Origin of the sequence: Burkholderia sp. 8Y (genome assembly GCF_902506145.1) — a bacterium.
In the GTDB taxonomy this organism is placed as follows: domain Bacteria; phylum Pseudomonadota; class Gammaproteobacteria; order Burkholderiales; family Burkholderiaceae; genus Caballeronia.
The window spans coordinates 1,706,416-1,725,903 of the sequence record NZ_LR733519.1; the positions used below are offsets into that span (position 1 = coordinate 1,706,416).

12 protein-coding genes and 2 pseudogenes are annotated in these 19,488 nt (G+C 62.9%); 8 read left to right on the forward strand and 6 right to left on the reverse strand.

Annotated elements, in window-relative coordinates; all coding sequences use genetic code 11:
* Position 1: 1 nt before the first annotated feature.
* Complete coding sequence (locus tag GV035_RS07425) at positions 2–3,241, reverse strand: efflux RND transporter permease subunit (RefSeq protein ID WP_159834309.1); 3,240 nt, start codon at positions 3,239–3,241, stop codon at positions 2–4.
* 44 nt (positions 3,242–3,285) lie between these two features.
* Positions 3,286–4,569 carry an efflux RND transporter periplasmic adaptor subunit gene (locus GV035_RS07430; RefSeq protein WP_159834310.1) on the reverse strand — a complete coding sequence of 428 codons (1,284 nt, stop codon included), beginning with the start codon at positions 4,567–4,569 and terminating at the stop codon, positions 3,286–3,288.
* 607 nt (positions 4,570–5,176) lie between these two features.
* On the opposite strand from GV035_RS07430, the gene GV035_RS07435 reads away from it, so the two are divergent.
* The 4 genes from GV035_RS07435 (at position 5,177) to GV035_RS07450 (ending at position 10,365) form a co-directional block, all read left to right on the forward strand.
* Positions 5,177–5,470, forward strand: coding sequence for an ArsR/SmtB family transcription factor (locus GV035_RS07435; RefSeq protein ID WP_159834311.1), 294 nt, complete (start codon positions 5,177–5,179; stop codon positions 5,468–5,470).
* A gap of 61 nt (positions 5,471–5,531) precedes the next feature.
* Positions 5,532–6,593 carry an alkene reductase gene (locus GV035_RS07440; protein ID WP_159834312.1) on the forward strand — a complete coding sequence of 354 codons (1,062 nt, stop codon included), beginning with the start codon at positions 5,532–5,534 and terminating at the stop codon, positions 6,591–6,593.
* A 375-nt stretch (positions 6,594–6,968) separates the two neighbouring features.
* A complete protein-coding gene (gene aspT, locus GV035_RS07445; RefSeq protein ID WP_159834313.1) occupies positions 6,969–8,660 on the forward strand; it encodes an aspartate-alanine antiporter in 1,692 nt (563 codons plus the stop codon).
* 64 nt (positions 8,661–8,724) lie between these two features.
* Positions 8,725–10,365 carry a bifunctional aspartate transaminase/aspartate 4-decarboxylase gene (locus tag GV035_RS07450; RefSeq protein WP_159834314.1) on the forward strand — a complete coding sequence of 547 codons (1,641 nt, stop codon included), beginning with the start codon at positions 8,725–8,727 and terminating at the stop codon, positions 10,363–10,365.
* A gap of 55 nt (positions 10,366–10,420) precedes the next feature.
* Here GV035_RS07450 and GV035_RS07455 read toward each other — a convergent pair whose 3' ends face one another.
* Positions 10,421–11,614, reverse strand: coding sequence for a porin (locus GV035_RS07455; protein WP_159834315.1), 1,194 nt, complete (start codon positions 11,612–11,614; stop codon positions 10,421–10,423).
* A gap of 277 nt (positions 11,615–11,891) precedes the next feature.
* Here GV035_RS07455 and GV035_RS07460 point away from each other — a divergent pair, with 277 nt between their 5' ends.
* On the forward strand, positions 11,892–12,260 hold the full coding sequence (locus tag GV035_RS07460; protein WP_159834316.1) for a nuclear transport factor 2 family protein: 369 nt from the start codon (positions 11,892–11,894) through the stop codon (positions 12,258–12,260).
* 9 nt (positions 12,261–12,269) lie between these two features.
* Here the strand turns inward: GV035_RS07460 and GV035_RS07465 are convergent, their stop codons facing one another.
* The 3 genes from GV035_RS07465 to GV035_RS07475 all read right to left on the reverse strand — a co-directional run bounded on the left by GV035_RS07465 (position 12,270) and on the right by GV035_RS07475 (position 14,796).
* Positions 12,270–13,385: a succinylglutamate desuccinylase/aspartoacylase family protein gene (locus tag GV035_RS07465; protein WP_159834317.1), complete on the reverse strand. Its 1,116-nt coding sequence runs from the start codon at positions 13,383–13,385 to the stop codon at positions 12,270–12,272.
* 240 nt (positions 13,386–13,625) lie between these two features.
* The gene (locus GV035_RS07470) at positions 13,626–14,417 is read right to left on the reverse strand and encodes an ABC transporter substrate-binding protein (protein ID WP_159834318.1); all 792 of its coding nucleotides are present in this window, start codon (positions 14,415–14,417) and stop codon (positions 13,626–13,628) included.
* A 4-nt stretch (positions 14,418–14,421) separates the two neighbouring features.
* On the reverse strand, positions 14,422–14,796 hold the full coding sequence (locus GV035_RS07475; protein WP_159834319.1) for a hypothetical protein: 375 nt from the start codon (positions 14,794–14,796) through the stop codon (positions 14,422–14,424).
* Between the two features lie 40 nt (positions 14,797–14,836).
* Here GV035_RS07475 and GV035_RS07480 point away from each other — a divergent pair, with 40 nt between their 5' ends.
* The 3 genes and pseudogenes from GV035_RS07480 to GV035_RS07490 form a co-directional block, all read left to right on the forward strand.
* Entirely contained in the window at positions 14,837–16,282 is a 1,446-nt protein-coding gene (locus GV035_RS07480; protein WP_159834320.1) for an MFS transporter, read from the forward strand.
* A gap of 87 nt (positions 16,283–16,369) precedes the next feature.
* Positions 16,370–17,258, forward strand: a pseudogene (locus GV035_RS07485) (ferritin-like domain-containing protein).
* A gap of 776 nt (positions 17,259–18,034) precedes the next feature.
* Positions 18,035–19,435, forward strand: a pseudogene (locus GV035_RS07490) (type VI secretion system Vgr family protein); the annotation flags it as partial.
* Positions 19,436–19,488 lie beyond the last annotated feature (53 nt).

Here is a 19,488-nt window from a genome sequence, read left to right on the forward strand (position 1 = left end):
GTCAGTTCCCCTCGTTCGGAGCGGAGGGCCTCGCGTCGGCGCTGCCGCCGGACGCGCCGTGGGCTTGCGCCACATCGGCGGCGGGCGCCGGCGCGGCCGAAGCCGGCGGGACATGGCCGCTTTTCTTGCTGGAGCGCGAGGACATCGTTTCGAGCACGTAGAAGAACATCGGAATGAAGAACACGGCGATGACCGTCGCGCCCAGCATCCCGCCGATCACGCCCGTGCCGATGGAATGCCGGCTGTTCGCCGATGCGCCCGTCGCGATGGCGAGCGGCACGCAGCCGAGAATGAACGCGAGCGATGTCATGACGATCGGGCGCAGGCGTTCTTCAGCGGCGGTCATCGTGGCATCGAACACGGATTTGCCCGACTCGCGGTTGATCACGGCGAACTCGAAGATGAGAATCGCGTTCTTGGCCGCGAGCGCGACGAGCATCGTGAGGCCGATCTGAAAGTAGACGTCGTTGTTGAGCCCGCGCAGCAAAATGGCGAGCAGCGCGCCGAAGATGGCGAACGGCACGGCCATCAACACGCCGAACGGCAGGCTCCACTTCTCGTATTGCGCGGCGAGGATCAGAAACACCATGACGAGCCCGAACACGAAGACGAGCGTCGACGAACTGCCCGACTGCTTCGCTTCGAACGCCTCGCCGCTCCACGCGATGCCGTATTCGGACGGCAGCGTCGCGGCCACCTCTTCCAGCGCCTGAATCACTTGCCCGGACGCGTAGCCCGGCGCGGCATTGGCCGTGATCTTCACTGCCGGGAAGTTGTTGAACCGCGTGATGAGGTCGGGGCCGGTCACGTAATGCGTGTTGACCACCGCCTTGAGCGGCACCATGTTGCCGTTCTTGCTCCGCACGAAAATCTGCGTGAGGTCTTGAGGCCGCAGACGGTACGAAGGCTCCGCCTGCAGAATCACTTGCCACAGGCGGCTCGAGCGGTTGAACTGCGAGACGTAGAGCGAGCCGAACATTGTCTGCATCGCGCTATAGACGTCTTCGACGGGCACGCCGAGCGTTTCCGCCTTGTCGCGGTCCACGTCGGCGAGCAGTTGTTGCGACGCGGCGTTGAAGGTCGACGTGACGCCGGTGAGCTCGGGCCGGCGCTTGGCCTTGGCCACGAAGTCGTCGACGATTCCGGCGAACTGCGAGATGGGCGCGTCGCCCTTGCTCTGGATCCACATTTCGGTGCCGCCCGTCGTGCCGAGGCCCGGAATGGACGGCGGATTCAGCGGCACGACAATGCCCTCCCTGATCTGCGACAGCGCCTTGTAGGCGTCGACCAGCACGGAGCGCGCGTTCTGCGTGCGGATGTTCGCGGACTTGTACCGCTCATCGAAACTCTTGAAGCCGACAAAGAACGTCGACGCGTTGTTCTTGTTCTGGCTGTCGAGCAGGCTGAAGCCGTCCACCGTCGTGATGCTGCCGACGGCCGGCTGCTTCATGAAGTACTCCGTGACGCGGTCGGAGACTTGCCCCGTCCGATCCAGCGACGCCGCATCCGGCATGATGACCGCGCCCAGCAGATAACCCTGATCTTCCGGCGGCAGGAATGCGGTGGGAATGTCGCGCATCATCACGACAGCCAGCGCGATCATTCCGGCAAAGAGCAGCAAGGCGATGATGAAGCGTTTGATGATGAGCCGCACGACGTGCGTATAGCCCGCCGTCATGCGCACGAATTGCCGGTCGAACCAGCGGAAGAACCCTTTCTTCTCGTGATGCCCGGGCTTCAGCAGCAACGAGGCGAGGGCGGGCGACAAGGTCAGCGCGACAATGCCCGAAATGATGACCGAGATCGCGATGGTGATGGCGAACTGCTTGTACATCTGCCCCGTGATGCCGCCGAGAAACGCCACGGGCACGAACACCGCGCAGAGCACGAGCACGATGGCGACGACGGGACCGGCCACTTCGTCCATCGCGAGTTTCGAAGCCGCTTTCGGATCGAGCTTGTGCACCGTCATGTTGCGCTCGACGTTTTCGATCACGACGATCGCATCGTCCACGACGATACCGATGGCGAGCACCATGCCGAACAAGGTCAGCATGTTGATGGAAAAGCCGAGCGCCGACATGCCCATGAACGTGCCGACGATCGACACCGGCACCGCCAGCACCGGAATGAGCGTAGCGCGCAGGCTTTGCAGGAACACGAACACGACGATCACCACCAGCACGACCGCTTCGAAGAACGTATGGATCACGTCGGAAATCGACGCACGCGTGAACTCGGTCGTGTCCATCGCGATTTCATAGTCGATGCCTTCCGGGAACGACTTCTTCATTTCGGCGAGGCGCGCGCGCACCTGTTTCGACACGTCGAGCGCGTTCGCGCCCGGCTGCTGATACACCGCGAGCACGGTCGCGGATTTGCCCTGAAAGCGGCTGCGAATCGAATAGTCCTTCTGCCCGAGTTCCGCGCGGCCCACGTCCTTCAGCCGCACGATGGCGGCGCCCCCCGACTCCGCGCGAATGATGATGTTCTCGAACTGCGACGGTTCGGTGAGCCGCCCCGAGGTCGTCACCGCGAACGACTGCTCGACGGGCGCACCCGTCGGCGATTGCCCGAGACGCCCCACCGCGAACTGCTGATTCTGGTTCGCGACGGCTGTCTGCACGTCGGCGGCCGTGACCCCGAGTTGCGCCATGCGGTCCGGCTTGAGCCAGATCCGCATGGCGTAGTCCGGCGTGCCGAAGATGCTCGACTGGTTCGCGCCGGAAATGCGCTTCAACGCATCGAGCACGTAGACGTTCGCGTAGTTGGCGATATACGTGGCGTCGTATCGCTCGTCGGGCGAGTAGATCGCGATCACCATCATGAATGCCTGCGACTTCTTCTGCACCTGCACGCCTTGCGCCGTGACCGACTGCGGCAATTGCGGCAGCGCGAGGTTGACGCGGTTCTGCACGTCCACCTGAGCCAGTTCCGGATTCGTGCCGATCTCGAAGTACGCGTTGATGGTGAGGTTGCCCGTCGACGAACTGGACGAGCTCATGTAGATCATCCGGTCGGCGCCGTTGACCTGCTGCTCGATCGGCGCGGCCACGTTGTTCGCGACCACATCGGCGCTCGCGCCCGGATACGTCGCCGAGATGGTGATTTGGGGCGGCGTGATGTCCGGATACTGCGCCGTCGGCAGCGCGAGCATGGCCAGCGCGCCACCCAGCGTGATGACGATGGAAATGACCGAGGCAAAGATCGGGCGGTCAATGCAGAAATGTGAGATGTTCATTGGCCTCTTCCGCGCGACATGCTTCCGATAGTCGGCTGATCACATCACTTCTCGGCGCCGCCGCCTTCGTTCTTCGTCTGGCTGAGCGACGCCTGTGCGCCGGGAGCGGACGTCGCGGCCGGCGCGGTTGCCGGCGCCTGATCCGGCGCCGGTGCGCTCACGACGCGCACTTGCGAATCGGCTCCGACACGCACCGCGCCGTCCACGATGACGCGCTCGCCTGCCTTCAGGCCGCTCGTCACGAACCAGTCGTCGCCATGCCATTCGCCGACTTCGACCACGCGCTGACGCGGCTTGGATTGCCCGTCCAGCACCCAGACGAAATGACTCTTCGCGCCCTGCAATACCGCGCGCTGGGGAACCAGAATGGCGTTGGGCCGCACCGCGCCCGCCACGCGCGCCTTCACGAACTGCCCCGGACGCAGCGTGCCGCGCGGATTCCCGAACACCGCGCGCACGAGGAACGTGCCCGTCTCCGTGCTGAACGCGGGATTCGTGAAGTCGATATGGCCCGTTTGCGGGTAGACAGATCCGTCTGCCTGAATGACGGTCACGTCGAACTTGTTTCCGGCCGGAAAATGCAGTTCGTCCTTGCGTATTTCCTCTCGCCATCTCAGCAACTCGTTCTCCGAGATGCTGAAGTTCACCCACATCGGATCGAGTTGATAGACGTACGTGAGCAGGCCGGACTGCGTCGGTGTCACGTAGCTGCCCTCCTGCACGCGCGCAAAACTCGACAAGCCTTTGAGCGGCGAGCGGATCGTCGTATAGCTCAGGTTGAGTTGCGCGGTCTGCACTTCGCCTTGCGCGGCGATGACGGCGGCCTCGGCCTGCTTCTCGTTGCCGGTGGCATCGTCGAGATCCTTCTTGCTCAACGCGTTCATGGCGGCGAGCGGCACTACGCGCGCGAGATTCTGCTTCGTCACGAAGAGCCGTGCCTGCTGCTGCGAGAGCGCGCCCTTGGCGGTTTGCAGCGCGGCCTCGAAGGGGCGCTTGTCCATGATGAACATCACCTGTCCCGCTTCCACCAGCGCGCCTTCGGTGTACATGCGCTTCTCGAGAAAGCCGTCGACGCGTGCGCGGATTTCGACTTCGCGCGAACTCTGCGTCTGCGCGGTGAACTCGAAATCGACCGGAGTGGACTTCGACGTGACAGTGACGACGGTGACATCGACGGCCGGCCGCGGCGCTTCCGGAGGCGGCTTGTTGCACGCGGCGAGCGAGAGGGCCACGATCGAGACGGAACAATAAGAGCGCAGTGCGAGCATCCCGCGCGGCCATTCGGCGAACCGCCTGCAGTCGAGCATCTGTTTGCACATGAACGCCATGGGCGCCTCCCCCCTGGGATGGCCGATAGTCGGAGAGCGAACGCGCTAACGCGTGCTCGCCACGGCATGCTCGCGCGATGCAATTGGCGACTGCGTGCTGAGCGATGGCGTGCGTCGGAAGCCTTAGCTTTCGAGCGACGTCATCGCTTACAACTAAACGGCCAAGCGACGTCGATGAGCGCGAGCCTGATACTTGTGATGGGTTAGCGGACTCCGATCGTAACGGCGGCGACAGCCGGAAACACCGGCGTTCCTCCGTCATGCGTGACGTTTTCGATGAATCCAGTAATAACCGAAGACGATCCAAAACGCTATAAAAAATTTGGACGAGAATCGCGGGGAAGGGGTGCATCAGCTTGCCCGGCCCTGACGCGCTCTGATGCGTGATTGAATGTAGGGATTACTTATTATCATGCGTCGCGTGTGTGCCGGTTCATGCAACGTCGACGGCGACTGTTTGCATAAATAGCTCCTCGCGTAACTCGAAAGCGCAGTTGAGCCGGCCACTTGCATATCGGGAATCTACGATATATACTTCGCCTCAAGACGATTCGGAACGCACGCTTCTTTGCCGCGTGCGCCGGCCGTCAGACGCACGAGCTACGAAATGGACATCGACGCAATCCACAAGGCCCTCGCCAACCCCCTTCGCCGCGAGATTCTCGAATGGCTGAAGGAGCCAGAGCTGCATTTCCGTGATCAGGAACTGCCGCTGTCGCATGGCGTCTGCGCGGGCCAGATCGATGGGCGCTGCGGCATGTCGCAGTCCACCGTTTCCGCGCATCTTGCAACCCTGCATAAAGCCGGGCTCGTCACGACCAAGCGCGTGGGACAGTGGGTGTTCTTCAAGCGCGACGAAGCGGTGATTCAGGCGTTCCGCGATTCCATCGGGAATCTCTGAACTTCCGGAATCCCTTCGAAGTGACAGTCTCATTTCAATTCAATTAGGATACCTTTCCGTTATGCCGACTCTTTTCGATCCGCTCAAGGTAGGCGCAATCACGCTCAAAAACCGCATCGTCATGGCGCCGCTCACGCGTCAGCGCGCAGGCGTCGAACGCGTGCCGAATGCGCTGATGGCGCAGTATTACGCCGATCGCGCATCGGCCGGTCTCATCCTCAGCGAGGCGACTTCCGTGACGCCGCAGGGCGTCGGTTATGCCGATACGCCGGGCATCTGGTCGGACGAGCAAGTCGAAGGATGGAAGGTCGTCACGCGTGCTGTTCACGAAGCGGGCGGCAAGATTTTCCTCCAGCTGTGGCACGTGGGCCGCATCTCGGACCCCATCTTCCTGAACGGCGAACTGCCGGTTGCGCCGAGCGCAATCGCCGCGAGCGGCCACGTGAGCCTCGTGCGTCCGCAGCGGCCCTACGTTACGCCGCGCGCGCTGGAACTCGATGAAATCGCGGGCGTCCTCGCGGCCTATCGAAGGGGCGCGGAGAACGCGAAGCGCGCGGGCTTCGACGGCGTGGAAGTCCACGGCGCGAACGGTTATCTGCTCGACCAGTTCCTGCAGGACAGCACCAACAAGCGCACCGACGAATACGGCGGCCCGATCGAGAATCGCGCGCGCCTGATGCTCGAAGTGGTCGACGAGTGCATCGCCGTATGGGGCGCGGATCGCGTGGGCGTGCATCTCGCACCGCGTGCCGATTCGCATACCATGGGCGACAGCGACCGCGCGGCCACCTTCGGCTACGTCGCGCGTGAGTTGGGCAAGCGCAAGATCGCGTTCATCGCGGCGCGCGAGGCGGAAGGTGCGGATAGCCTGGGACCGCAATTGAAGAAGGCGTTCGGCGGCGTCTATATCGCTAACGAGAACTTCACCAAGCAGAGCGCCGAGGCAATCATCGGACGTGGCGATGCCGATGCTGTCGCGTGGGGCAAGCCGTTCATCGCGAATCCGGACCTCGTGCGCCGCTTCGAAGTGGACGCGCCGCTCAATCAGCCGGATAGCGCAACGTTCTATGCGCCCGGTCCGAAGGGCTACATCGACTATCCGTTGCTTGAAACGGCGGAGTAAATTTTTTCGCGCTTATACAGAGCGTTATGCATCACACAAACAGCGGCTTCGGCCGCTGTTTTGCTTTTGCACGGTCAATACCGTGCCGACTCACGAAGCTCTGCGTTGCTGCACGCATCGCAATGAAATCGCTTACTCGAACGCACTGCGAAATTATCGATTTAGCGCTCAACCGCTCAGCAAAAATAGTGTATTGGTGCGTTTGACTCTTTGCTGTCCGTGCGCGCTTCACGAAGCGCACGAGCGCCAAACAACGCGACCCGTGCATGCCGCGATTCGTTTCATGAACGATTCAAGACGCCGCTCATTCCATACGTTTGTCCCGTGCCCGTCGGGCATCTCACGGCTGCGGGTCGATCCCGCCAAGGAGCGCATATGTCGTGGCTTACGCAAACGCTGCGCAGTTACCCTGAAATCGCGATCTTTCTTTCGCTAGGCGTCGGGTACTGGGTCGGCGGCAAGTCGTTCAAGGGATTCAGCCTCGGTGCCGTGACTGCGACGCTGCTCGCCGCCATCGCCATCGGGCAACTCGGCATCACAATTTCGTCGAATGTGAAAGCCGTCTTCTTTCTGATGTTTTTGTTCGCGGTCGGCTATGGCGTGGGCCCGCAATTCGTGCGCGGCATCGCGAAAGACGGCTTGCCGCAGGCGCTTTTCTCGGTCATCCAGTGCGTCCTCTGTCTTGCCGCGCCCTATGCAGCGGCGAAAATCGCGGGCTATGACATCGGTTCGGCGGCGGGGCTCTTCGCGGGATCGCAGACCATTTCAGCGTCGATGGGACTCGCCACGGACGCGATCAACCGTCTCGGCCTTCCCGCCACCGAGACCAAAGCGTTGCTCGACGCGATGCCAACGGCCTACGCCGTCACCTACATCTACGGCACGATTGGCTCGGCGCTGATTCTCGCGATGCTTGGACCGAAACTGCTCAACATCGATCTCGTCGCGGCGTGCAAGGAGTACGAGGAGCAGGTCGGGGGGGCGGCCGAACTCGGCGGGCCGGGCACCGGATGGCATCAGTTCGCGCTGCGTGCGTACCGCGTCGCTAACGAGGGACGCGCCGCCGGCATGAGCGTGGCCCAGGCGGAGGCGCTCAGGCCCGCGGGGGCGCGGCTTTTCATCGAACGAATCCGGCGTGACGGCAAGATTCAGGAAGCGAAAGTCGACGACGTGCTCCAGCCGGGCGATATCGTCGCGGTCGTCGGGCGGCGCGAGCATCTCGTCGATCTGCTCGGCGGCACCGCGACCGAAGTCGACGACGCCGAACTGCTGGCCGTGCCCGTGGAAGGCGTCGATGTCTATATCACCAGCAAGAACGTCGAAGGACGCACGCTGGCCGAACTGGGGCAAACGCCGGGCGCGCGCGGCGTGTTCATCCGGCGCATCAAGCGCGGCGCGACCGAAACGCTGATTCCCGTGCTGGCGAGCACCAAGCTCTATCGCGGCGACACGGTGACGCTCGTCGGCCGCACGCAGGATACGACGGCGGTGGCCAACGCAGTCGGCGTCATCGACCGGCCGAGCGACGTGGCGGACATGGCCTTCGTCGGCCTTGCCATCACGCTCGGCGCGCTCATCGGCGCAATCGTGATCCGCTTCGGCGCGATTCCCATCACGTTGTCCACGGCGGGCGGCGCGCTGATCGCGGGCATCGTGTTCGGCTGGCTGCGCGCGATTCATCCGACGTTCGGCCGCATTCCGTCGCCGACCATCTGGTTCATGAATTCAGTAGGACTGAATGTCTTCATCGCCGTGGTCGGCATCTCGGCGGGGCCGGGCTTCGTCGCGGGCTTGCAAAAGCTCGGCGTTAGCCTGTTTTTATGGGGTATTTTCGCATCGTCGGTGCCGCTCATCATCGGCATGTATATCGCGAAGTACGTCTTCAGGTTCCATCCCGCGCTTCTGCTCGGCATCTGCGCGGGCGCGCGCACCACGACAGCGGCGCTCGGCATGATCTGCGATGCAGCCAAGAGCCAGGTGCCGGGTCTCGGCTACACGGTCACGTATGCGGTCGGCAATACGCTGCTCACCATCTGGGGGATGGTCATGGTGATGCTCATGACGTGAAGGCGGACGCTGCGTGTCTCATTGTTTTTTCCCGAACTGATTGCTCATTTCCTGGGGGTGTTGGATGTCAAAGTCCTCGAAGTCCGGTTCCGACGATCGCGCAGCGATGGCCTCGCTCAGCCCGTTCGAGCTCAAGGACGAACTCATCAAGGCAGCGGGCGGCGGCGTGGTGGAGCGTCCCGCGAACGTCGCGATGCTCAACGCCGGCCGCGGCAATCCGAATTTCCTCGCGACTATTCCGCGCCACGGCTTCTGGCAGCTCGGTCTCTTTGCGATGCGCGAATCCGAGCGTTCATTCGCCTACATGCCCGAAGGCATCGGCGGCTTTCCGAAGCACCACGGCCTCGAAGAACGCTTCGAGATTTTCGCGCGTGAGAACAAGGGCACGCCCGGCATCGGCTTTCTGACCGGCGCGGTATCGTACGTGCGGGATCAACTCGGCCTCAACGCGGGCGACTTCCTCTACGAGATGTGCGAAGGCATTCTCGCTTCGAACTATCCGGTGCCGGACCGCATGCTCAAGCTGTCGGAAATCATCGTCGGTCAATACCTGCGGCGCGAGATGATCGGCAAGCATCCTTTCGTCGGCGAGTTCGACATCTTCGCGGTCGAAGGCGGCACGGCCGCGATGACGTACATCTTCAACACGATGCGCGAGAACTTCCTCATCAAGCAAGGGGATACCATCGCGCTCGGCATGCCGATCTTCACGCCGTACATCGAGATTCCGAAGCTCAACGACTACAAGCTCGAAGTCGTGAATCTCAATGCGGACGTGGCGCAAGGCTGGCAGTATTCGAAAGAAGAACTGGACAAGCTGCGCGATCCCAAGATCAAGGCGTTTTTCCTCGTGAATCCGAGCAATCCGCCTTCGGTGAAGATGGACGACGAGAGTCTCGAATACATCGCGGAGATCGTCAAGGAGCGGCCCGATCTGATTCTCCTGACCGACGACGTGTACGGCACCTTCGCCGACGACTTCGTCTCGCTCTTCGCGCTCTGTCCGAAGAACACGATTCTTGTGTACTCCTATTCGAAATACTTCGGCGCGACGGGCTGGCGGCTCGGGACCATTGCCACGCATCACGAGAACGTTTTCGATGAGCAGCTCGCCGCGCTGTCGAAGGAGCAGAAGGCGATCCTGCACGAGCGTTACGAATCGATCACGACGGAGCCCGACAAGCTCAAGTTCATCGACCGGCTGGTGGCCGATAGCCGCACGGTCGCGCTGAATCATACGGCGGGCCTTTCCACGCCGCAGCAGGTGCAGATGGTGCTGTTCTCGCTGTTCTCGCTGATGGACACGCCCGACGCGTACAAGAACGCGCTCAAGCGGCTGATTCGCAATCGCAAGCAGGCGCTTTATCGCGAGATTGGTATTCCGCTGGAGGACGACGACGAGAATCTCGTCGATTACTACACCATTCTCGACATGGAATATCTCGGCGAGCGCATGTATGGGCGCGAGTACGTCGACTGGCTCCTGAAGAACACGAAGCCGACCGAACTGCTCTTCAGGCTTGCGCAGGACGCGCGCGTCGTGCTGCTGCCGGGGCGCGGTTTTGGCACGCAGCATCCGTCAGGACGCGTGTCGCTCGCGAATCTGAACGAAAGCGACTACATGCAGATTGGCCGCGCGATTCGCAAGATGATGGACGAGCACGTCGCGCAGTTCAACGCTCAGAACGGAAAGAAGGGCAAATGAACGACGATCGGGCCGCGCAAGGCGGCCCGATTGTCTACCCGATGAAGCGAGACGCTCAGAACTTGTGACGCATGCCGATGCGAAACGCCAGCTGGTTGTTCTCGCCAAGACCCGACGTGCCGAAGTAGCTCGACGACGAAGAACCGATCGACGCCTGATTCTGCACGCCGTTGTTCGAACCCGACGCCTTCTGATAAACCGCGAGCGCGTACACGTCGGTGCGCTTGCTCAATACGTAGTCGAAGCTCGCGTCGATCTGGTGCCAGTGACCCTTGAGATTGTCGTACAGGTCCATGTAGGTGTAGCCGAGACCCGCCGTCATCGCGGACGTGATCGCGTACTTGCCGCCGATGTCGAACGCGTTGATGCGCGAGCTGGAACCGACGATCGGCTCGAAGCGCGTGTTCGTCCACAGGCCGAAGACCGTCGCCGCGCCGAACGCGTAGTTCGCGCCGACGCCCAACGAACGCAGATCCTTCGCGTTGTTGGTCGTGCCGGTCGTGTTGATGTTGGCGACCGTCGAGCTGAATGCCGGCGTCGCAGCGGTCGGATAGTGGATGTCCGTGTACGCCGCACCGATGCCGAGCGGGCCGGCCTTGTAGTTCAGGCCAAAGCTGTAGGCGCGCGAGGAACCCTGAGTGGTCGTGGTGCCGACCGTGGTGTTGGGCGTGCCCGCGAACGCGCCGGCCGTGTTCGAGAAGCCGTACATCGCGCCGAACGTGAAGCCGTAGAAGCTCGCGCTCGAGAACTTGACCGCGTTGTTGATACGGCTCGACGTCAGCTGGTCGAAGTCGTTCATGTGGTACGCGTAGTTGCCCGCGACGGTCTGGCCGCCGATCGAATAGGCCGAGCCGAGGTAGTCGGTGCTGAAGCTGTACTGGCGGCCGAAGGTCAGCGAGCCGACGTCGTTCTTCGCGATACCCACATACGCCTGACGGCCGAATTCAGCGCCGCCCTGACCGAGCGCGCCCGTGCCGCTGTTGAAGCCGTTTTCCAACGTGAAGATCGCCTTCAGGCCGCCGCCGAGGTCTTCGGCGCCACGCAGGCCGCAACGGCTGGCTTGGGCGACGCCGTCGTCGTACTTGACGAGCGAATTGCCGGCGCGCGTCGTGCTGGTCGAGCTGTTGTTCACATAGCTGATGCCGGCGTCGATGATGCCGTACAACGTCACGCTGCTCTGCGCATGGGCAGACGTGGCGAGGGTGGCGAAAGCGGCGAGGGCGGCGGTTGCCAAGAGATTCTTCTTCAAGACTTGCTCCGTGAGTGGTTCGCGGTGTGTGGTGCGCTGCGAGGGCAGCGCCTGTCTGCGGCGCTCGCGCTCTGCTGGCGCGTGGCGGCGACGGGCGCAAATGTAGCGGCGGCTGAAGAAACAAATGTGACAGGGTTTACCTTGAGCTTGCGTGTCTCGCGCCCGCAACGGGACTAGCGGATAACGCCGATGTATGCCAACGCGCGCACGCGCGGCGCGAGGACAGCCCGCGCGCGGCCGCGCTATGCTGGCGGTTCATCACCGCGAGCGAATGGACATGGACGAACAGGGAATCCGCGCACTGGAGGAACGGCTGAGACAGGCGATGATCGCCTCAGACGTGAATGCGCTCGATGCGCTTCTCGCCGACGATCTCAGCTTCGTCGACGCAACCGGCAAGGTCTGGACGAAGGCCGACGATCTGAACGGGCATCGCTACGGCATGCAGCGTATCGACACGCTGAAGGTCGAAGAGCAGAGCATCCGCGTCTATGGCGCGTTCGCGGTCACGGTGACGCGCGTGGCGATTTCCGGCACGTTCGCCGGCGCGCCCTTCACAGGCAGCCTGCGCTATACGCGAACGTGGGGCGAGACCGCAGGCGCCTGGCGCGTGGTCGCGGCGCAGTGCGGTCTCATGGCTTTCTAGAGCGAACGCTCAGGCCGACAGCAGCGAGCCCGTGCGATACGCCTTCGCGCCCGCGATGCGCGCGACTTCGAGACCCGCCGTCGCGAAACGCGTGATATGCCGCGCGTACATGACGCCCGACGTGCTGCATTTGAGCGTGGTCACGGTGTCGGTCAGCGGATCGACGATATCGGCGATCGCTTCGCCCGCGTCGATGAACGCGCCCACTTGCGCACGAAACACGAGCACGCCCGATGCGGGCGCGACGATCGGCTCGGCGCCCGCGAGCGGCGTCGCGGGGAAAGCGAGCTCGGGCAGCGACGCTTGCGGCGCATCGATCACGCCGCGATGAATCAGGTAGTTGACGATCGCCTGCGCGTCCTTGTCGGCGAGCTCATGCGACACGTCGTGCTGGCTGCGCAATTCCACCGTCACCGAAATGCCGCCGTTCGGAATCGGGAAGCGGTCGCCGTAACGGGCGCGCAAGTCCGACCAGCAGAAGCTGTGAATTTCGTCGAACGGATTGCCGACCGAATTCAGCGCGAGCAGCGACGCCTTCGAGTCCAGATAACGCGCGAGCGGCTCGACTTCCGTCCAGATGTCCGGGTTCGTGTAGAGATGCAGCGCGGCGTCAAGATCGCAGTGCAGATCGAGCACCACGTCCGCGTCGTAAGACAGCTTTTGCAGCGCGAGGCGTTGCGATTCGAGTTCCGTGCGCGGGGTCTGCTCGTCGAGCGCCTCTTTCATCGCGGCGCGCACGGCTGCGCGGTTGGCCTCGGCGTCATTCGACAGACGCGCTTCGATGCGCGGCGCGATCAGCGCGGCGAGATCGTGGAAATTGCGGTTGAAGTTGTGGCCGCTGTTCGTATCGAAACGGCCCAGCAGATTGCCGTGCAGGAACTGGTTCAGGCCGATGGGATTCGGCACCGGCACGATCACCACTTCGCCGCGCAGCTTGCCGGCGGCTTCGAAAGCGGCGAGCAGGCGGCGCAGCTTCCACGCGACCAGCATGCCCGGCAGTTCGTCCGCATGCAGCGACGACTGTATGTAGATTTTCTGTCCGCCATCGGGACCGTAATGAAAACTGGCGATGCTGCGTGAGGTGCCGAGCGTCGGCGAGATGAGCTGGTGAGTTCTGGTCTGCATAGTGTTCGCGCGCACGCGAGTGCGCGAGGTCTTGCCTCGTTGGTTGCTGGACGGCTGAGGCGCCCCGATACGGGGCCTGTGATGCGTGGCGGTGTCTCCGTCCGCCGGCGCGGCCTCAGACGTTCGATCTTAGCCGAAATCGGCGGGACGGGCGGCTGGCCTGTCAACGCGAGCAGGACGGCGCGCAATGAAAAACGGGCTCCGCGGAGCCCGTTCGTTGACTAGCCGATCCCGAAGAAATCAGCCGCCGTACACGTCGAAGTCGAAGTACTTCTTCTCGAGCTTCTTGTACGTGCCGTCCTTGATGATATCGGCGATCGCCTTGTCGATCTTCGCCTTCAGGTCGGTGTCTTCCTTGCGCAGACCGATACCGGCGCCATTGCCGAGGATCTTCGCGTCGACGATATCCTTGCCCGCGAAGTCGAAGCCCGCGCCGCGCGGCGTCTTCAGAAAGCCGATGTCGGCCTGCACCGCGTCTTGCAGCGCGGCGTCCAGACGGCCGGAGGTCAGGTCGGCGTAGACCTGGTCCTGGTTCTGGTACGGCGTGACGGTCACGCCCTTCGGCGCCCAGTACGTCTTGGCGTAGGTTTCCTGAATCGTGCCCTGCTCGACGCCCACGTTCTTGCCCTTCAGGCTCTCGGCCGTCGGCTGAATGCCGCTGCCTTTCTTCGCGACGAGGCGCGTCGGCGTGTTGAAGAGCTTGCTCGAAAACGCGATCTGCTCGGCGCGTTGCGGCGTCATCGACATCGACGAGAGCACGCCGTCGAACTTCTTCGCCTTCAGCGCGGGGATCATGCCGTCGAAATCGTTCTCCACCCACGCGCATTTCGCCTTCAGGCGCGCGCAGATTTCGTTGCCCAGATCGATGTCGAAACCGACCAGCTTGCCATCCGAACCCTTCGATTCGAACGGCGGATAACTTGCATCGACGCCGAAGCGGATCGTCGAATAGTCCTTGGCATGGGCCGTGACGGCGGTGAACGACGTGACGGCGAGAAGGGACATCGACAAGGCGGCAAGCAGTTTCTTCACTGTTTTAACTCCAGAAGGTGGTCAGTTCGGCCCGGAAGGTCTCGTTCCGGTGCCGTCCGGCGCGGCGGGCGGTTGCCCTGAAACAGGCCGGACAGCGGGCATTCCGCGGATCGTGTCGATGCAGAATCGGCAGAAGGTTACCAAGCCAAAATAGTTCGGAACCTAGTGAAACCCCGGATAGCGGTGGATTAGAGCATTTCTTCCTCACGGCGCGCAGGATTATTTCGGCATCGATACGCCAGCGATGGATGCGGCACACGCATTTGCGGCCGCCGAACAGCGGTTTTGCGCCGAAAAGGCGACGCTCGGCACGAATGATCCATCCGGTTAAGATGCGGCCTTTGCGTCGCGCAATCGCCCGGTAAAGCACCGCGCGCATGGCCGGATGCGAGCCACACATGAATCAGGAGACGACACCGATGGCAACCTCACCCGCGGCGCAATCGCGCCGCGCATCCGCCGATACGGCGCCGCCCGCGCTGTCCGCCGGCCTCATTTCCGCGCGCCTCGACCGGCTGCCGGCCACGCGGACGGTGTGGACGCTCGTCGTGCTGCTGAGCCTCGGCTTTTTCTTCGAGCTCTACGATTTGCTGTATTCCGGCTATGTCGCGCCGGGCCTCGTGAGAAGCGGCATCCTGACGCCCGCGACGAACGGCTTTTTCGGCATGACGGGCGTCGCGAGCTTCATCGCTTCGCTGTTCGCGGGGCTCTTTATCGGCACGGTCGCGTGCGGCTGGCTCGCCGACCGCTTCGGCCGTCGCGCGGTGTTCACGTATTCGCTGCTGTGGTACACGGCGGCCAACGTCGTGATGGCGTTCCAGGAGACCGCGACGGGCCTGAACTGCTGGCGCTTCATGGCGGGCGTGGGGATTGGCGTCGAACTCGTGACTATCGGCACGTATATTTCGGAACTCGCGCCGAAGCATATTCGCGGCCGCGCGTTCGCGTGCGAGCAGGCGGTGGGCTTCATGGCGGTCCCGGTCGTCGCGTTTCTCGCGTATCTGCTCGTGCCGCGCGCGCCGTTCGGCATCGACGGCTGGCGCTGGGTCGTCGTGATCGGCGCGCATGGGGCGCTCTTCGTCTGGTGGATTCGCCGCCGTTTGCCCGAAAGCCCGCGCTGGCTCGCGCAGAAAGGCCGTCTGGACGAAGCGGACCGCGTGATGTCCGCGCTCGAAGCGCAGGTCGAGCGCGAATACGGCAAGCCGTTGCCGCCGCCCGCCGAGCCGGAGCCTGTGCGCGACGTGGAGGACACGCAAGGCGGCGCGTTCGCCCGCATGTGGCAGCCGCCATACGGAAAGCGCGCCACGATGATGATCATCTTCAACGTGTTCCAGACCGTCGGTTTCTACGGCTTCGCGAACTGGGTGCCGACGCTCCTCGTCAAGCAGGGCATCACGGTGACGTCGAGCCTGATGTATTCCAGCATCATCGCGATTGCCGCGCCCATCGGGCCGATGATCGGCCTCGCCATTGCCGACAAGATCGAGCGCAAGACCGCGATCGTCGCGATGGCGGCGGCCAATATCGTGTGCGGGCTGCTTTTCAGTCAGTCGTCGAATGCTGCGTTTCTGATTGCGATGGGCGTCGGTCTCACGCTGTCGTCCAACATCATGTCGTACAGCTTCCACGCGTATCAGGCCGAACTATTCCCGACGAGCATCCGGGCGCGCGCCGTCGGTTTTGTCTACTCGTGGAGCCGGTTCTCCGCGATCTTCACGTCGTTCATCATCGCGGGCGTGCTGAAGGGCTTTGGCACGACGGGCGTGTTCGTGTTCATCGCGCTCGCCATGCTGATCGTGATGGCGGCCATCGGACTGATGGGACCGCGCACGCGCGACATGGCGCTGGAGAAGATTTCGCATTGACGCGGAGCGGCGCGCCGATCGCTGCATGTGCGCGTTCTGTATGCCAGAATCCGCAGATCGTTCCGGACAGCCGCCCACTTTTCGAATATGTCCGACACGCTCACACCAGTCGAAGCAGATCATGCGATGCGCAACTGGGTCTATCGAAGGCCGGATCCGGATCGGCTCCGAGATGCACAAGCGCATGTTCTGCGAGATGCTGCTGACGACGCACAATCCGTACAAGCCTGCCGTCATCGAGTGGCCGAAGCTGGACCCGGCGGCGCTCAGGCGCGTCACGTCGCTGCCGATCTGGGATATCGCGGTGCAGACCGAAGGGCGCGCGTCGATTCGCGTGGCGACCTATGCGGCGAGCGTGGCCGACCCGCAACTCGACGAAGCCCTGCGCATGAACGGCGGCGAGGAAGCGCGGCACAAGCTGGTGTTGTCGAAGCTCGTCGCGGCGTATGGCATCGAACTCGCGCCCGAGCCGCCGTATCCCGCGCCCGACGATGCCTTGCGCGCGTGGGTGCTCACAGGCTACAGCGAGTGCATCGCCAGTTTCTTCGCGTTCGGTCTTTTCGTGGCGGCGCGGCAGTCAGGCTATTTCCCCGAGGCGCTCGTCGAGACCTTCGAGCCGGTGATTCAGGAGGAAGCGCGGCACATTCTGTTTTTCGCGAACTGGGTGGCGTGGTATCGGCGCAGCTTGCCGTGGTATCGCAAGCCGGGCTTTCTGCTGAAGACGGCGGGCGTGTGGCTTTCGCTGATCCGCGATCGCATCTCGCTCGCGCGCGGTTTCGACACGAGCGGCGCCGCGCAGGACGCGAATTTCCCCGCGAATGTCGGGGATTCGGTGGCCGGCGATGTGTCGGTGGGCGCGTTGATCGACATGTGTCTCGCGGAAAACGAGCGCCGCATGGCGGGCTACGACGGGCGGCTTCTGCGGCCGACGACCGTGCCGATGCTCGCGCGGCTGGCGCGGCGGTTCGTTAAGTAGGGGAGTGTGCTTGCGACGCGAGCCCGTCCCTGCGTGTCCCGGTGCTTGGTACAGCACGCGAGAATTGCTGCGGCGCCCGCAGCCGGCCTAGATGGAGTCCACGGTCTCCATGCCGTCAGCCGCGCTTTGCATCTGGTAAGCATAACCAATAAATAACTGCCGTTCGACTTCGCTTCTGACGTCGATCAAATATGACGCGCGCGACGAATTTTTGAGAAGAATCACTGGTTACACTTCGGCATCCGTTGACTCATCGGCGTCACGTTTTGTTTAGGCACCGAAGGGATCCGCGGCCGTTCGATGCGTGCAGGCAGCAACTAGTCTGCATAAGCGAGAAGATGTCTGCGTTCGCGCAGCTTCGTCTTTGGATCGCCCGTCGGTTAGGAATCCAAGTAGGCCGGGTGGCGGAGCCTGCGTCAAACGCCTGATCGCGTCGTTTTGCTTGACGGCTGCCCTCATGCAGTTGGACTTCGAAGGCGATTTTCCGCGCCTCACAGGCGCCTAGCCATTGCGGGATTTCGCCTACAGCGCGGCAAGGTCTTCAGCCTCGCGCCGAATGGCGAGCGAACCGCCTGCCAGTTTGCTACCGGCTCGCCGCTGAGGACCTATTCGATCGATGTCCGAAGGCACGGCTCAGCTGCACGTAGCGATTCCCTCGTTGCTCGCTACCTGCTGGCGGATGGTCAGGTGCGGGGCGCTTTGCGGCTCACGCTCCTGCCCGCCAGACGAAATGGCCATTTGAAGAGAAACACCCAGCTTAAGCAAGACAACAAGAAATGTTCAAGTTCGATACCAACCGCACGCTCACCGCGAGCGGCCCGGCGTTGCCGACGCTGCCCACGGGCGAGGATGCGCTGCACCTCGTCGCCATCGAAGGCAACGAGCATCTGTCGAAGATTTATACGTACACGCTCGATTTTTTAACGCCCGCCAATCTGCCGATGCTCAGCGAAGAGGCCGCCAACTTCGATCTGAACGAAATGGTCGGTCAGGAGTTGACCGTCACCGTGCAGCTCGATGGCATGGGCACGGCGAGTCTCGGGTTGGGCAACATCGGCGCGGGCACGCGCGAGATCAGCGGCATCGTGACCGAAGCGCGGTTCGTGGGGCAGCGTAACGGGCAAAGCCGCTATCAAGTCATTGTGCGGCCGTGGGTTCACCTGGCAGATCAGCAGTCCAATTACCGGATTTTCCAGGCGAAGACAGTTGTCGAGATCATCGATGAGGTGCTCTCGGCGTACCTGTACTCGTGGGACAAGCGCCTGAGCGCGCGCTATTCGCCGCTGGAATATCAAGTCCAATATGGTGAAACCGACTTCGCGTTCATTCAGCGCCTGATGCAGGAACACGGCATTTACTGGTTCTTCGAGCACTCGAAGAAGGTGCATCGGATGGTGCTGGTCGATCAACTGGGCGCGCACAAGCCGGTCGACAGCGAGGCGTATCAGACGCTCTCGTACTACCCGCCGGGGCACAAGATCGACCGCGAATATATCGACACGTTCCAGGCCGCCGCGAGCATCCAGTCGGGCAAGTGGACCACCAACGATTTCAACTTCAAGACGCCCAAGGCGAAACTCGCGGCCGACAATGCGCTGCCGCAGGACACGGTACATAACGCGCTCGAACGTTATGAGTGGCCGGGCGATTATCAGGACGTGAGCACCGGCGAGAACGTCGCGCGTTTGCGCATGCAGCAAGTGCGTGCGCAGGGCGAGCGCATGCGCGGCAGCGGCCCGCTGCGGGATGTGGTGTGCGGCACGACCTTCCACCTGCAGGGCTATCCGCAGACCAGGGCGAACCGCGAGTACCTGGTGATCGAGGCGTCGTTCACGGCCAAGGAGCTCGACGAGGCAAGCGGCTCGGGGCAGTTCGACATCCACACATCCTTTCTCGTGCAGCCGGCGACGATCGTCTATCGCCCGGAGCGCGATGTGCCCAAGCCGCGGACCACGGGTCCGCAGACGGCGATCGTGACCGGTCCCGAAGGACACGAGATCTGGACCGACCAGTACGGCCGCGTGAAGCTCAAGTTCCACTGGGACCGCTCGCCCGTGCGCAACCAGAAGTCGTCGTGCTGGGTGCGGGTGTCGTATCCGTGGGCGGGCAACAACTACGGGACGATCGCGGTGCCCCGCGTGGGCTCGGAAGTGATCGTGGATTTCGAGAATGGCGAGCATCGAGCACGACGATGGCACGACCAGCCGCTACGAATACGATGCATTGGGGC

What these genes read in the sequence shown, in the direction of transcription:
- GV035_RS07425 (WP_159834309.1), bottom strand. Translation starts at nt 3,241, where the DNA reads ATGAACATCTCACATTTCTGCATTGACCGCCCGATCTTTGCCTCGGTC.
- GV035_RS07430 (WP_159834310.1), bottom strand. Translation starts at nt 4,569, where the DNA reads ATGGCGTTCATGTGCAAACAGATGCTCGACTGCAGGCGGTTCGCCGAA.
- GV035_RS07435 (WP_159834311.1), top strand. Translation starts at nt 5,177, where the DNA reads ATGGACATCGACGCAATCCACAAGGCCCTCGCCAACCCCCTTCGCCGC.
- GV035_RS07440 (WP_159834312.1), top strand. Translation starts at nt 5,532, where the DNA reads ATGCCGACTCTTTTCGATCCGCTCAAGGTAGGCGCAATCACGCTCAAA.
- aspT (WP_159834313.1), top strand. Translation starts at nt 6,969, where the DNA reads ATGTCGTGGCTTACGCAAACGCTGCGCAGTTACCCTGAAATCGCGATC.
- GV035_RS07450 (WP_159834314.1), top strand. Translation starts at nt 8,725, where the DNA reads ATGTCAAAGTCCTCGAAGTCCGGTTCCGACGATCGCGCAGCGATGGCC.
- GV035_RS07460 (WP_159834316.1), top strand. Translation starts at nt 11,892, where the DNA reads ATGGACGAACAGGGAATCCGCGCACTGGAGGAACGGCTGAGACAGGCG.
- GV035_RS07465 (WP_159834317.1), bottom strand. Translation starts at nt 13,385, where the DNA reads ATGCAGACCAGAACTCACCAGCTCATCTCGCCGACGCTCGGCACCTCA.
- GV035_RS07475 (WP_159834319.1), bottom strand. Translation starts at nt 14,796, where the DNA reads ATGCGCGCGGTGCTTTACCGGGCGATTGCGCGACGCAAAGGCCGCATC.
- GV035_RS07480 (WP_159834320.1), top strand. Translation starts at nt 14,837, where the DNA reads ATGGCAACCTCACCCGCGGCGCAATCGCGCCGCGCATCCGCCGATACG.